Raw genomic sequence first — 13,675 nt, 5'->3', positions numbered from 1 at the left:
GATTTCTGTGGCGCGCACTTCACCGTGGTCGGCTATAAAGGCCGACCAAACGGGTGGGGCGAAGGGCGACGCCGTGGTTAAGGGGTAACGGCCTGGGTCACGAAACCGATCTTGTCCAGACCACCGGACTGCGCCGCCGCCATCACCTGCACGACCTTTTCATAGGGCGTGTTGCGCTCGGCGCGCAGGTGCAATTCGGGGACCGGCTGGCGTGCGGCGGCCTCGGCGATCAGCGCGGGCAAGTCGCTGTCGCTGATGTCGTGGTCCTCCCAATGCAGGTGGCCATCGTTGTCCAGCGCCAGGTCTACCGAGGGCGGCGGTTTGTTGTCTTGCTGCGCGGCGGCCTTGGGCAGGTCGATCTTCACCGAGTGCTGAATGGCGGGGACGGTGATGATGAAAATCACCAACAGCACCAGCATCACGTCTACCAGCGGCGTGGTATTGATCTCGGGGTTAAAGCCGTCTTCTTCCAGGTCGTCCCCGCCCGACAGTCCACCGGCCATCAGACGTACTCCGCTTGGGCATTGAAGGTGCTGTGGGCTGGCAGCCCGTTGCGTGGGGTTGCGCGGGCGCCGATCACCAGCAGGTCGTGCAGCTCGAAGGCAAACTTGCTCAGCTCTGCCAGGGTTTGCTTGTTACTGCGCACCAGCAGGTTGTAGCCCAGGGTGGCGGGAATGGCTACGGCCAGGCCCAGTGCCGTCATGATCAGGGTTTCGCCCACGGGGCCGGCGACTTTGTCGATGCTGGCGTCACCGGACAAACCGATCTTCATCAAGGCGTGATAAATGCCCCACACGGTGCCGAGCAAACCGACAAAGGGTGCGCTGGAACCCACGGTGGCCAGAATCGCCATACCGCCTTGCAACTTGCCGCCAATGGTCACTGTGGATTGGCGCAGGGCGCGGGTCAGCCATTCGCTGAACGGCGGCGGGTTCATGTCGCCATCCAGCGCATCACGGTGCTGGCGCGCGGCGCTGATACCGGCGTGGGTCACTTCAGCCCAGGCGCTGCCCTGGCCCAATTGCTGTACGCCATCCTTGAGCGTCGGCGCGCCCCAGAACGCCGCCAAAAGTTTGCCCGAGCGCAGCCGAAACAGCGCCAGACGCAACAGTTTGTCGAGCATCACGTACCAGGACGCCACTGACATCACCAACAACATCAAGGCCACGCCTCGGGTGACCACGTCGGCCTGTTGCCACAAAACATCTAAACCCAGTGTTCCGGTTTCCATGTGTCTTTCCTTTCTTTGGGGTGAGCGCTGCCCTGACCGGCAGGCCCGTCAATAAAAAATAGGGGTGAGTGCTAGCTGTCGAGCTGAAAGCGCAGCGGCACGATCACGTACACCGACACCGCATGCCCATCCTCCAGGTAAGGCTTGAACAGCGCGCCGCGCACTGCCGTCTTGCCCGCTTCATCGAGGCTGCCGAAACCCGAGGAACGTACGATGTCCACGGCGCCGGGCTTGCCGTGAATATCCACCAGCACGCGCAAAATCACGGTGCCTTCGTTGCCCTCTTCACGGGCACTGTCGGGGTATTCGGGTTCGGGCTCATGCACGTACTCCACGCCTCGGGTGATCGTCTTGGGCTGAGGCGGCGGAGCGGGCGTGGGCGCAACCAACGGAGCGGCCGCAGCAGGTGTGGCGGGGGCAGGGTCTGACTTGACCACGGGCGTTACCGGACGCTGCACGGCATGCGGCTTGGCCACCGCCTTGGGTCGGGCGACCGGGTGAACGGCCTCTGGCGCGGGGGCGGGCGGCGCCACGGGAGGAGGGGGCTCAGAGGGCGGTGTCGGTGCAGCAGGGGCGACGGGTGCAGGCGCGGGTTGATGAATGACCGAGGCATAAATAGTGCGCGTCACGGCTGGCGTCACCGTGACCGGCGAAGACCGGTTCACCAGGCTCAGCACCAACAGATGCAGCACCACCACCAGCACCACCGCGCCGCCACGGCGCAGCAATCGCGAAGTACTGCCCGCAGGCAATGGCTCAAGGTGCGGCAAGGGTGTCAGCGTTGCATCCACAATAAATTCCTCCCCGGGCCAGACTGCCGGGCACAGCATGCGCACTCCTTGCGAACGTTGAGTCCAAGGCCCGATACAGGCCGTTCGTAACGTGTGACGTAGGAATATAGGAATGGAAAATGACGGGGGCGTGACATGAAAAATTGTTCATGAGGCGGGTGCCACGTCGTCAGGAGGCTTGGCTTAAACGCTCAGGAGTTATCGCCCTTCAAGTTGCGGCCAACCCCATCCCGGCCTATGGTCCTAGGAGGTTTCCGGTGATTGGCGCGACCTGAATCGTTGCCAGTCGCTGTCCATCCAGTGCCAAAACACGGGAAGTGACTTCATGCCAAGCAACCCTCAACCTGCCGTTCTGGAATTGATCGGCAACACGCCGCTGGTGCGTGTCAGCCGGTTCGATACCGGACCTTGTACGCTGTTCCTCAAGCTTGAATCGCAAAACCCCGGAGGCTCGATCAAGGACCGGGTCGGCCTGGCCATGATTGATGCCGCCGAGCGCGACGGGCGTTTGCGCCCCGGCGGCACCATTGTTGAAGCAACGGCCGGTAACACTGGCCTGGGGCTGGCGCTGGTCGGTCGGGCCAAAGGCTACCGGGTGGTGCTGGTGGTGCCGGACAAGATGTCCACCGAGAAGGTGTTGCACCTCAAGGCCATGGGCGCTGAGGTGCATATCACCCGGTCTGACGTCGGCAAGGGCCACCCGGAGTATTACCAGGACGTGGCCGCGCGCTTGGCCGCCGACATCCCCGATGCTTTTTTCGCCGATCAATTCAATAATCCGGCCAACCCGCTGGCCCACGAATGCAGCACCGCCCCGGAAATCTGGTCGCAAACCCAGCACGACCTGGACGCCATTGTGGTGGGGGTCGGGTCTGCCGGTACGTTGACCGGCTTGACCCGTTTTTTTAAGCGCGTGCAACCGGATCTGGAAATGGTTCTGGCCGACCCGGTGGGTTCGGTGATGGCCGAATACAGCCGCAGCGGGGTGATCGGCAAAGCCGGTTCCTGGGCGGTGGAGGGCATTGGCGAAGACTTCATCCCGTCGATCAGCGACCTGTCCAGCGTGCGTCATGCCTACTCGATCAGCGATGAAGAAAGCTTTGATCACGCCCGCCAATTGCTGCGCGCCGAAGGAATTTTGGGCGGGTCTTCCACCGGCACTTTGCTGGCCGCTGCGTTGCGTTATTGCCGCGAGCAAACCGAGCCCAAGCGTGTGGTCAGCTTTGTGTGTGACACCGGGACGCGTTATTTGTCCAAGGTCTACAACGACCAGTGGATGAAGGACCAGGGCCTGCTGCAGTTCAAGCATTACGGCGATTTGCGTGACCTGATTGCCCGACGTTTTGAGGATGGCCGGGTGATCAGCGCCAGCCCGGACGACACCCTGCTCACCGCTTTCCAGCGCATGCGCCTGGCCGATGTGTCACAACTGCCGGTATTGGTGGACGGCAAGCGGCTGGTCGGGGTGATCGATGAGTCCGATATTTTGCTGGGCCTGCATGCCGATGCGTCGCACTTTAGCCGCACGGTCGCGAGCGCCATGACGGACACGTTGCACACCTTGGCGCCGCAGGCCAGTCTGGCTGAGCTACAGGCTGAACTCGACCGCGGGCTGGTGGCGATTATTGCTGACGCTTCGGGCTTTCATGGCCTGATCACTCGCGTCGACCTGCTCAATCACCTACGGAGATCCCTTGCATGAGTCAGCACGATGAAAACGGCGCACACCGCGCCTTTGCCACCCGCGTCATCCACGCAGGGCAGGAGCCGGACCCTTCTACAGGGGCCTTGATGCCGCCGATTTATGCCAACTCCACCTATTTGCAAGAAAGCCCCGGCGTGCACAAAGGCCTCGACTACGGGCGTTCGCACAACCCGACGCGGTTTGCCCTGGAGCGCTGTGTTGCGGACCTTGAAGGCGGCACAGATGCCTTCGCTTTTGCTTCCGGGCTCGCGGCGATTTCGACGGTGCTGGAGTTATTGGACGCCGGTTCGCACATCGTCTCGGGCAACGATTTGTACGGCGGTACGTTCCGCCTGTTCGACAAAGTCCGCCAGCGCAGCGCCGGGCACAGCTTCAGCTTCGTCGACCTGACGGACCTCAGCGCTTTTGAGGCGTCGTTGCAGGACAACACGCGGATGGTCTGGGTCGAAACCCCGAGCAACCCGCTGCTCAGCCTGACTGACCTGGCGGCCGTGGCGAGCATCTGCCGGGCGCGCGGCATCATTTGCGTGGCCGATAACACCTTCGCCAGCCCTTGGGTGCAGCGCCCGCTGGAGTTGGGTTTTGATGTGGTGGTGCACTCGACCACCAAGTACCTGAACGGCCACTCGGATGTGATTGGCGGCATCGCCATCGTCAAGCACCTGGAACTGGCCGAGCGCTTGCGCTTCCTGCAAAACGCGGTGGGCGCGATTGCCGGGCCGTTTGATGCCTTCCTCACCCTGCGCGGGGTTAAAACTCTGGCCCTGCGCATGGAGCGTCACTGCAGCAACGCGCTGGAGTTGGCGCAATGGCTGGAGCGCCAGCCGCACGTGTCGCGTGTGCACTATCCGGGGCTCGCATCGCACCCGCAGCATGACTTGGCGTGTCGGCAGATGCGTGGTTTTGGCGGGATGATTTCCATCGACTTGAACACCGACCTGGCGGGCGCCCGGCGCTTCCTGGAAAGCGTGCAGATTTTTGCCCTGGCCGAAAGCCTGGGCGGGGTTGAAAGCCTGATCGAACACCCGGCCATCATGACCCACGCCACCATCCCCGCCCAAACCCGTGCGCAGTTGGGTATCGGCGATGGTCTGGTGCGGCTGTCGGTGGGTGTTGAGGATGTCGAAGATTTGCGCGCTGACCTGGCACAGGCGCTGGCGCGGATTTAAATCTTGCCTAACCCTTTGTAGGAGCGAGCTTGCCTCGCGATCTTTTAAACGATCGCGAGGCATTTTTTTCAGACTTTAAACGCTGACGTGCAGACGCACATCGACGTTACCGCGGGTGGCGTTTGAGTAAGGGCACACCTGGTGCGCAGCGTCTACCAGCGCTTGGGCGTCGGCTTGCTCAAGGCCCGGCAGGCTGATGTGCAGGTCGATGTCCAGACCAAAACCGCCCGGGATCTGGCCAATACCCACGTGGGCCGTGATCGAGGCGTCGGCCGGAATACTGCGCTTGGTCTGGCTGGCGACAAACTTCAAGGCACCGATAAAGCAGGCCGAGTAACCGGCGGCAAACAGTTGCTCAGGGTTCGTGGCTTCACCGCCAGCACCGCCCAGTTCTTTTGGCGTGGTCAGCTTGACGTCGAGGATCTTGTCGCTCGAAACAGCGCGACCATCACGGCCACCGGTAGCGGTTGCAACAGCGGTATAGAGAACGTTCATGGCGGTCTTTCCTTACTGATAAGTGTCTGATGAGGTTTGTCTTTAGCACTAATTGTTTGCGCGCTAAGCAGATGACTAAAAATTAGCGTTAAAATAGTTTGCGCGCAAGCTATTTTTTCAAGGTGCACCTAAAACAGATCTATCTTGTTGATCTGAAAGCCTATTTATTTTCTAAAAACAAAACTGGCCCTGTAGGAGCGAGCTTGCCTCGCGATCTCTTGATCTTTAAAAATCAAAAGATCGCGAGGCAAGCTCGCTCCTACAGACGGAATAATCTTCAGAGGCTGGCGTGCAGGTTGCGGCGCAGCAGCAGTAGGTTTTTCTGGATGTCTTGCAACTGCTCCAGGCTTAGCCCGCTGGCGGCCAGAATGCACTGGGGGATGGTCTTGGCTTTTTCTTGCAGCGCTTTGCCTTGCTCGGTCAAGCGCAGGTGAACCACTCGCTGGTCTTCATGGCTGCGGACCCGGCTGAGCATGCCTTCTGCTTCCAGACGCTTGAGCAACGGCGTCAACGAACCCGGATCTGTCAGCAGGCGTGCGCTGACTTCCCCTACGGTCAAGCCGTCTTCTTCCCATAAAACCAGCATCGCCAGGTATTGCGGGTAGGTCAGGTTCAAGGCCTGAAGCAAGGGCTTGTACACCTTGGTCATCATCAGCGAGGTGGAGTGCAGTGAAAAACACAGCTGGTTTTGCAGCAGCAGGTAATCACAACTGCCAGCGTCTGCCGGGGCGGAGTGGTCGTCGACAGTCATCACAGGAACCTTGGCGTTAAAAGAGCCAACAATTTAGCGTCAATACCTTTAGCGCACAATGCAGTTTCCACGCCCGCTTGTATCAGCCTTGTGCGATCTATGAATTATTAGTTAGTTGTCGCGAAAGCCCACGGCGTCGAACATGTTCTGCAAGCAACGCCTATAAGGCAATTTCAGGACAAGGGAAACAGGTTTCATGCATCAGAAAAAACGTTCGTCGCGGCACACGGTCATTCACGGTCTGTGCAGCCTCAGCTTGCGGACGGCGGGTGCTGTCGCAATCACCCTCGCGACACTGAGCGGCGCTCAAGCGGCTACGCCCGCCACTGATACCATCAAGGCCTACAAGCTGTGCACCGGCGCGGACGATGCCTCGCATGTTCTGCAAGGGACCATCAACCAGAACATGCGCAACGACGTGACGGCCATTCACTTCAAGCAAAGCCCGGCGCATGCCTCGTTTGACTGGCATAACGACCCGGAGCCGCAGTACGTCATGACCTTGTCCGGCACGCTGGCCTTTGAGACGCGCACCGGTGAGACGTTTACTTTGCACCCGGGCGAAGTGCTGCTGGCAGCCGACAACACCGGCTCCGGGCACCGCTGGAAAATGGTCGATGACCAACCATGGCGCCGTGGCTACGTGGTCCTGAAACCGGGTGCCGCCGATTCATTCGTGCCTAACGACCCGGCGGCTGCGAAAGTCTGCCAGTAAGCCCCGTTCCTGTAGTCGCTGCCGAGGCCGCAACGCGCTGATTTGGGGTGCCGCATCACACCGATCAACGTCTTGTCATTGGGGCGGCGACTACCTTTTATTGCTCTTGAGCCATCACCTCAGGCGTCTTGCGGCTGCCTGCCCGCTACAAATGCCAGGCGCTCCTGCATGCCTGGACTCGCTGCCGGCCCGGCCTTGACGGTGCACTGTTCAATGGGCACCGCACGGCCTTCAACTGCGTCCATCAGCACCACCTGGAGTGGATGGCGGGTCTGTTGATCAATGATCTGCACGCTTTCGCCCTCGGGCGTGTAATGCCGATTGCCCCAGGCAATAAACGCCATGATCACGATTTTGAAATCTTCTCCCACCGCCGTTGGCACATATTCGTACCGGGGCGGGCGCTCGCTGTAGCGTCTGCGCTCCAGTAATCCTTCTTCGACCAGGGTGTTGAGCCTGCGCGTCAGCATGTTCGGGGCAATCCCCAAGCTTTGCGAAAACTCGTCAAAGCGCCTTAACCCTTGCAGCGCATCGCGCATGATCAAGATGCTCCACCATTCTCCTACCCGTTCCAGTCCACGGGCGACAGGGCATTCGGCGTTTGTAAGCGATGTGCGTTGCATTGCGGTTCCTGAGAGACGAGAAAAGTTTTGCTCACTGATGTTACTTTCATAATGATAGTTTCGTCACTGTACCGCTACCAAGCAAAATTTATGGAGTGAGCCATCGTGAGTAGACGCATTGTTGTGACAGGCATGGGCGCGGTGACCCCGCTGGGCTGTGGGGTCGAGCAGACCTGGAGCCGTTTGCTGGCAGGGCAGTCCGGGATCCGTCGACTGCCTGAAGCGCTGGTCGGTGATTTGGCCGTCAGCATTGGCGGCCAAGTGCTGGACCGTGATCAGGACCCGCAAGCCGGGTTTGACCCCGACGCGCTGATCCCCGCCAAAGAACAGCGCAAGATGGACCGCTTCATTGTGTTTGCGCTTGCCGCCGCTAAAGAAGCGCTGGAGCAAGCGGGCTGGGCGCCGCAAACCGAACTGCAGCAAGAGCGTACAGCCACGATTATCGCGTCCGGTGTGGGCGGGTTTCCGGCCATTGCCGAGGCGGTGCGCACCGCTGACAGTAAGGGGCCGCGCCGCTTGTCACCGTTCACCATCCCGTCGTTTTTGTGCAATTTGGCGGCCGGGCATGTGTCGATTCTGCATCACCTCAAAGGCCCGCTGGGCGCCCCGGTCACTGCGTGTGCTGCCGGTGTGCAGGCGATTGGCGATGCGGCGCGGATGATTCGTGCCGGCGAAGTTGACGTGGCCGTGTGTGGCGGCGCCGAAGCCTGTATCCATCGCGTGAGCCTGGGTGGTTTTGCCGCGGCGCGGGCGTTGTCCCACGGTTTCAACGACACCCCTGAGCGTGCCTCACGCCCGTTCGATCAAGCACGCGACGGTTTTGTGATGGGCGAGGGCGCCGGTTTGCTGGTGATCGAAGAGCTGGAGCACGCCTTGGCCCGAGGCGCCACGCCGATTGCGGAACTGGTGGGGTATGGCACCAGTGCCGATGCCTACCACATGACCGCCGGGCCGGAAGATGGCTCAGGTGCGCGGCGGGCGATGGAGCAGGCGATTAAGCAGGCGGGTATAACTCCGGCGCAGATCCAGCATTTGAACGCCCATGCCACCTCGACCCCAGTGGGTGACAAAGGTGAGTTGGCCGCCATCAATAGTCTGTTTGGCGACAACCCCGACGTTGCCATCAGTGCCACCAAATCAGCGACCGGGCACTTGTTGGGAGCGGCAGGTGGCATTGAGGCGATCTTCACCTTGCTGGCCTTGCGCGACCAGATCGCCCCGGCCACCCTGAACCTTGAGACGCCGGATCCTGCGGCTGCCGGGCTCAATCTGGTTCGCGGGCAGGCACAAAAGCTGGCGATTGAATACGCGATTTCAAATGGTTTCGGCTTTGGCGGGGTCAATGCGAGCGTGCTGTTCAAGCGTTGGCAGTGAGTGTTGAACGGTTTGGGCCTCACTCGTGAATGAGTGAGGCCAATCAACCAGCTTTTATTTATGGCCCAGTCCTTAAGGCGTTTTTTGGATCTGTGGCCTGTGCCGTTATGTCCCTACAGTAAGCCAACTTTTACAGAGGGCAGACGAGCATGGACTACACCTTTCAGCTTCTGGAAACCCCCGCAGACCAACACGCCAGTTTTGATCTGATGCGCGTGTTGCGTCCGCATTTATCTGACCCGGATGCTTATGTCGCGCAATTGTCGCGGCAGACCCGGCAGGGCTACCGGTTGTTGGCGATCAGCAACGGCCAAGGCATTGTTGGATTGGCCGGCTATCGCGAACTTGAAAACCTGATCTATGGCCGCTTTATTTACGTTGATGACTTGGTGATCAGCCCGCAGCTGCAAGGCTCAGGCGTGGGCGCCACGTTATTGAACGCCGTACGCGAGGAAACCGTTCGACGCGGTTGCGATCATTTTGTACTGGATACAGGGCTGCACATGGCGTTGGCCCAGCGCTTTTACTTCCGTCAGGGGCTGCTGGCCCGTGGTATGCACTTCACCGAAAAACTGAGCGAGGCCCACCCATGAAAACCGCACTGCTGATCAACGCCAGCCCTCACGGTGATTTTTCCCACGCCCGACAACTGGCGCACGAGCAACTGCAGCGCCTGCGCCAACGTTACCCGGATCTGGAGTTGATCGAACGAAACCTGGCAGAACAGCCTTTGCCCCCGTTGAACATTGAGTACGGCGCGGCGTTGACCAAGCCCACGGCGTTCGATGCGCCGGTGTTTGATGTGTCCGAAGCATTGATTCAGGAGCTGGAGCGCAGCGATGTCGTGTTTGTTTGCACGCCCATGCACAACCTGACGGTTCCGGCATCGCTGAAGCTGTGGATTGACTACGTGTTGCGCATCCATCGCACCTTTACCTCGGGGCCAGACGGCAAAACCGGTTTGCTCGCCTCTCGCCCGGTTTACGTGTTGGTGGGTTCGGGAGGTTTTCATCAAGGGCCGAGGGCCAAACAGCGTGACTTCCTGACCGACTTCCTGCGTGAAGTTTTCACGATGCTTGGGCTGTCTGACATCCACTTTGTGTACCTTGAAGGGCTGGTGTTTGGCGAAGAGGCGGTGGCCACGGCGCTGCAAAACGCCCGGCAACACCTCACCGATGAATGGACAGGTGCTTTGGATGCACGGCACTAATGCCCGCAAGCGCTTGTCTATGCTCCTGACTCTGTACGTAAGCATGTCGTACAGCTCGAGGGCCGAATGGCCCGTCGTTCTGACAGGAGGCAGCGATGAGCAAAAAAATACTAGTGGTACTGACCAGCGTCGAGAAGTACCCCAATCTGGATCGCGCGACGGGTTTATGGCTGGGTGAGGCCGTGCATTTTGTGCACAAGGTCGAGGCCGCCGGGTATGCCGTGGATTACGTCAGCCCGCAAGGCGGTTACACCCCGATTGACCCGCACAGCCTGGCCAAGGACATGGCCTCGGAGATTGACTGGAAGTGGTATCACGACAAGGCGTTCATGAACCGCCTGGGCGCGACGCTGAAACCGGACGAGATCAATCCTGATGATTACGCGGCGATTTATTACGCCGGTGGGCATGGGGTGATTTGGGACTTCCCGGACAACGAGCAATTGCAGGCGATCAGCCGCCACATCTATGAGCACGGCGGGGTGGTGTCGTCGGTGTGCCATGGTGCGGTGGGCTTGCTCAATATCAAACTGTCCAATGGCGAGTTACTGATCAAGGGCAAACGGGTCACCGGCTTTTCCAATGAGGAAGAGACCCTGGCCGGTCTGGCTGATGTGGTGCCGTATCTCACCGAGACCGAATTGGTGAAACGCGGCGCTCACTATGAAAAGGCTGACGCTCCGTGGGCGCCGTTCGCTATCGCCGATGGACGTTTGATCACCGGGCAGAACCCGGCCTCGGGTGGTCCGGTGGCAGAGCACGTGCTGGCAGCGCTCAAATAAACTGACCCGCCCCCTCCGATGCGGGTTTGCCAGCCCGCATCGGCGCCTTGCCTGCATGGGCAAAACCAACATTAAACTTTTGAATCGCAAGCTTATTCTGTAGCCTTAGCGCGCTTGATAGCTGGTCCGTGCCTGATAACACACATTCTCCCGGCGGGACTCGACAGTCCGGAGCCGGTGGTACACTCGACTTTCGCGCCTTAGCGCTTGCAGGTCTTGCGAACATGACGCAAATTTCTGAACGACTTCTGGTCCAAGCCCACCTCGATGCCAAGCAGCCAACGCCTTTGACTGCCGAGCAAGAGGCGACGCTGCGTGCAGCCATTGCTGCCGAACTCAAAGCGCGTGATGCGGTACTGGTCGCGCACTTCTACTGTGACCCGGTGATCCAGGCCCTGGCCGAAGAAACCGGTGGTTGCGTGTCTGACTCTCTTGAAATGGCGCGTTTTGGCGCTGCCCACCCGGCCAAGACCATTTTGGTGGCAGGTGTGCGGTTCATGGGGGAGACGGCAAAAATCCTGACCCCTGAAAAACGCGTGCTGATGCCGACCCTGGAGGCCACGTGTTCGCTGGACCTGGGCTGCCCGGTCGAAGAGTTCTCGGCGTTTTGCGATCAACACCCCGAGCGCACCGTGGTGGTGTACGCCAACACCTCGGCGGCCGTTAAAGCGCGGGCCGACTGGGTGGTGACGTCCAGTTGTGCACTGGAAATCGTCGAAACCCTGATGGACAACGGCGAGAAAATCATCTGGGGCCCGGACAAACACCTGGGGCGTTACATCCAGCGTCAGACCGGGGCAGACATGCTGCTGTGGGACGGTGCTTGCATCGTTCACGAAGAGTTCAAGTCCAAGCAACTGGAAGACATGAAGGCTTTGTACCCGGACGCCGCGATTCTGGTGCACCCGGAGTCGCCGGAGTCGGTGATTGAGCTGGCAGACGCGGTGGGTTCAACCAGCCAGCTGATTGCCGCTGCGCAAAAGCTGCCGAACACAACCTTTATCGTCGCTACCGACCGCGGCATTTTTTACAAAATGCAGCAATTGTGCCCGGACAAAGTCTTTATCGAAGCCCCGACTGCCGGTAACGGCGCGGCGTGCCGCAGTTGCGCGCATTGCCCGTGGATGGCCATGAACACCCTGGAGCGCACCCTTGAGTGTCTGCAAAAGGGCACAAACGAGATCTTTGTCGACCCGGCGCTGGTGCCCCACGCCGTTCGCCCGCTCAAACGCATGCTGGATTTCACCCTGGCCGCGCGCTTGAAACTGGCGGGTAACGCCTAAACCCAACCAGATCCACTTGTAGGAGCGAGCTTGCCTCGCGATCTTTTGAACCTTAAAAGATCGCGAGGCAAGCTCGCTCCTACCGGTTTATGGTGTTGGGTCAATTCATCATGTCTTTGATCGCCCGCTCTTGATCCATCAGCTCGCGCTGGCGTGCATCGAGGCGTGACGACAGCTGGAAGTTGTTGGTGAGCTTTTTCGCAAAGGCGATTTGCTGGATGGCCTGACGGTAGTCACCCATCAAGGCGAAATACTCGGCGCGGGCCTGGTGCAGGCCAATGATGTTGCCCGACAACCCGCGTGTTTCTGCCACCTGATACCAGACGTCCGGGTCATCCGGGCGGCTTTTGAGCAGGGCGTCCAGGGCTTTTTCGGCATCGGCCGGGCGATTTTGCTTGAGCAGCAAGTCGACCCGGACCTGATTCAACGGGTAGTTGCCAGGGTACAGCGTGCGCATTCTGTCGACCCGCTGCTGGGCATCGGCCAGGCGGTTGCTGTCCATGTCCAGCTCGATTTGCGCCAGGTTGTAGGTGATGTCGTTGGGCGCCTTGTCCAGCAACGGCTTCAGGGTGGTGCGGGCTTCGTTGAACTGGCTGCCCTTGATTTGGGCAATCGCCAGACCGTAACGGGCGACGTCATTTTTTGGGTTTTCATCCAACTGCTGGCGGAACCGCTTGGCGGCCAGGCCCGGCGTGTCTTCGTATTGCAGTTGGACCCGGGCGCGAATCAGTTGATAGCGCAGGCTGTCTTCGGTGCCGCCAATTTTGGCCTGTTCGGCACGGTTGCGGGTGTCGGCAATACGCGACTCGGTTACCGGGTGAGTCAGCAAAAATTCAGGCGGCTTGGCGTCAAAGCGGTACTGGCGCATCAAGCGCTCAAACATGGTGGGCATGGAGCGTGGGTCGTAACCGGCCTTTTCAAGGTTGAGGATGCCGATACGGTCAGCCTCTTGCTCGTTCTGGCGCGAGAAACGTCGTTGCTCCTGAAAGGCCGCTGCCTGGGTGCCGGCGATGGTGGCAATACCGGCGTCACCGGCGCCCGAGGCGGCGATCACAATACCGGCGAGCAGGGCCGCCATCATGGGCAGTTGCATGCGTTGCTGGGCTTCTACACCGCGGGCAAAGTGGCGTTGCGACAAGTGAGCAAGTTCGTGGGCGAGTACCGAGGCGTATTCGCCTTCAGTCTGGGCGTTGAGGAACAACCCGCCGTTGACCCCGATAATCCCGCCGGGCGCCGCGAAGGCGTTGAGCTGCGGGCTGTTGATCAGAATGAATTCCAGACGACGGTCCTGCACCTGGCTGGTTTCGACCAGTTTGTAGACGCTGGTTTCGACGTAGTCCTTGAGTTGCGGGTCATTGAGCTGCGACACCTGGCTGCGCAGCATGCTCAACCAGGCACGGCCGAGTTGATACTCTTGCTGCGGAGACACGATGGCCGAGCTGGCGTCACCCAGAGACGGTAAATCGTCTGCGAAACTCGGTGATGCGAGCAGGCAAGCGAGCGTCAACAGGGTCGGGCGCAGAAAATTCATGCACAAAGCTCTAAT

15 protein-coding genes are annotated in these 13,675 nt (G+C 60.1%); 8 read left to right on the top strand and 7 right to left on the bottom strand.

Annotated elements, in window-relative coordinates:
- Positions 1–77: 77 nt before the first annotated feature.
- From ACJJU9_RS17405 to ACJJU9_RS17395, 3 genes are all read right to left on the bottom strand, one after another.
- The gene (locus ACJJU9_RS17405; protein ID WP_048370472.1) at positions 78–503 is read right to left on the bottom strand and encodes a biopolymer transporter ExbD; all 426 of its coding nucleotides are present in this window, start codon (positions 501–503) and stop codon (positions 78–80) included.
- Positions 503–1,231, bottom strand: coding sequence for a MotA/TolQ/ExbB proton channel family protein (locus tag ACJJU9_RS17400; RefSeq protein ID WP_353231803.1), 729 nt, complete (start codon positions 1,229–1,231; stop codon positions 503–505). The genes ACJJU9_RS17405 and ACJJU9_RS17400 overlap by 1 nt, the downstream gene beginning before the upstream one ends.
- A gap of 71 nt (positions 1,232–1,302) precedes the next feature.
- Positions 1,303–2,061, bottom strand: coding sequence for an energy transducer TonB (locus tag ACJJU9_RS17395; RefSeq protein WP_407729096.1), 759 nt, complete (start codon positions 2,059–2,061; stop codon positions 1,303–1,305).
- A 286-nt stretch (positions 2,062–2,347) separates the two neighbouring features.
- Between ACJJU9_RS17395 and ACJJU9_RS17390 the strand changes: the two genes are divergently transcribed.
- The gene (locus tag ACJJU9_RS17390; protein ID WP_048370467.1) at positions 2,348–3,724 is read left to right on the top strand and encodes a pyridoxal-phosphate dependent enzyme; all 1,377 of its coding nucleotides are present in this window, start codon (positions 2,348–2,350) and stop codon (positions 3,722–3,724) included.
- Positions 3,721–4,896: a cystathionine gamma-synthase gene (locus ACJJU9_RS17385; protein WP_407729095.1), complete on the top strand. Its 1,176-nt coding sequence runs from the start codon at positions 3,721–3,723 to the stop codon at positions 4,894–4,896. The genes ACJJU9_RS17390 and ACJJU9_RS17385 overlap by 4 nt, the downstream gene beginning before the upstream one ends.
- A 75-nt stretch (positions 4,897–4,971) precedes the next feature.
- Here ACJJU9_RS17385 and ACJJU9_RS17380 read toward each other — a convergent pair whose 3' ends face one another.
- Complete coding sequence (locus ACJJU9_RS17380) at positions 4,972–5,391, bottom strand: organic hydroperoxide resistance protein (protein ID WP_123750048.1); 420 nt, start codon at positions 5,389–5,391, stop codon at positions 4,972–4,974.
- A gap of 277 nt (positions 5,392–5,668) precedes the next feature.
- Positions 5,669–6,142, bottom strand: a complete 474-nt coding sequence (locus ACJJU9_RS17375) for a MarR family winged helix-turn-helix transcriptional regulator (RefSeq protein ID WP_048387254.1) — start codon at positions 6,140–6,142, stop codon at positions 5,669–5,671.
- Between the two features lie 196 nt (positions 6,143–6,338).
- Here ACJJU9_RS17375 and ACJJU9_RS17370 point away from each other — a divergent pair, with 196 nt between their 5' ends.
- Positions 6,339–6,857 carry a hypothetical protein gene (locus tag ACJJU9_RS17370; protein WP_407729094.1) on the top strand — a complete coding sequence of 173 codons (519 nt, stop codon included), beginning with the start codon at positions 6,339–6,341 and terminating at the stop codon, positions 6,855–6,857.
- A 119-nt stretch (positions 6,858–6,976) separates the two neighbouring features.
- Here ACJJU9_RS17370 and ACJJU9_RS17365 read toward each other — a convergent pair whose 3' ends face one another.
- Complete coding sequence (locus ACJJU9_RS17365; protein WP_048370459.1) at positions 6,977–7,480, bottom strand: helix-turn-helix domain-containing protein; 504 nt, start codon at positions 7,478–7,480, stop codon at positions 6,977–6,979.
- Positions 7,481–7,585: 105 nt separating this feature from the next.
- Here ACJJU9_RS17365 and fabF point away from each other — a divergent pair, with 105 nt between their 5' ends.
- The 5 genes from fabF (at position 7,586) to nadA (ending at position 12,129) form a co-directional block, all read left to right on the top strand.
- The gene (gene fabF, locus ACJJU9_RS17360) at positions 7,586–8,854 is read left to right on the top strand and encodes a beta-ketoacyl-ACP synthase II (RefSeq protein WP_407729093.1); all 1,269 of its coding nucleotides are present in this window, start codon (positions 7,586–7,588) and stop codon (positions 8,852–8,854) included.
- A gap of 149 nt (positions 8,855–9,003) precedes the next feature.
- Positions 9,004–9,447, top strand: a complete 444-nt coding sequence (locus ACJJU9_RS17355) for a GNAT family N-acetyltransferase (protein WP_407729092.1) — start codon at positions 9,004–9,006, stop codon at positions 9,445–9,447.
- A complete protein-coding gene (locus ACJJU9_RS17350) occupies positions 9,444–10,064 on the top strand; it encodes an FMN-dependent NADH-azoreductase (protein ID WP_407729091.1) in 621 nt (206 codons plus the stop codon). The genes ACJJU9_RS17355 and ACJJU9_RS17350 overlap by 4 nt, the downstream gene beginning before the upstream one ends.
- A 95-nt stretch (positions 10,065–10,159) precedes the next feature.
- Positions 10,160–10,846 carry a type 1 glutamine amidotransferase domain-containing protein gene (locus ACJJU9_RS17345; RefSeq protein WP_048387269.1) on the top strand — a complete coding sequence of 229 codons (687 nt, stop codon included), beginning with the start codon at positions 10,160–10,162 and terminating at the stop codon, positions 10,844–10,846.
- Between the two features lie 224 nt (positions 10,847–11,070).
- Positions 11,071–12,129, top strand: coding sequence for a quinolinate synthase NadA (gene nadA, locus ACJJU9_RS17340; protein ID WP_407729090.1), 1,059 nt, complete (start codon positions 11,071–11,073; stop codon positions 12,127–12,129).
- 100 nt (positions 12,130–12,229) lie between these two features.
- Here nadA and ACJJU9_RS17335 read toward each other — a convergent pair whose 3' ends face one another.
- Positions 12,230–13,660, bottom strand: a complete 1,431-nt coding sequence (locus ACJJU9_RS17335) for a M48 family metalloprotease (protein ID WP_048387271.1) — start codon at positions 13,658–13,660, stop codon at positions 12,230–12,232.
- Positions 13,661–13,675: the final 15 nt, after the last annotated feature.

It is taken from the genome of Pseudomonas helleri, from assembly GCF_045830615.1.
GTDB lineage: Bacteria > Pseudomonadota > Gammaproteobacteria > Pseudomonadales > Pseudomonadaceae > Aquipseudomonas > Aquipseudomonas helleri.
This window is presented reverse-complemented; position numbering and strand designations above follow the sequence as displayed.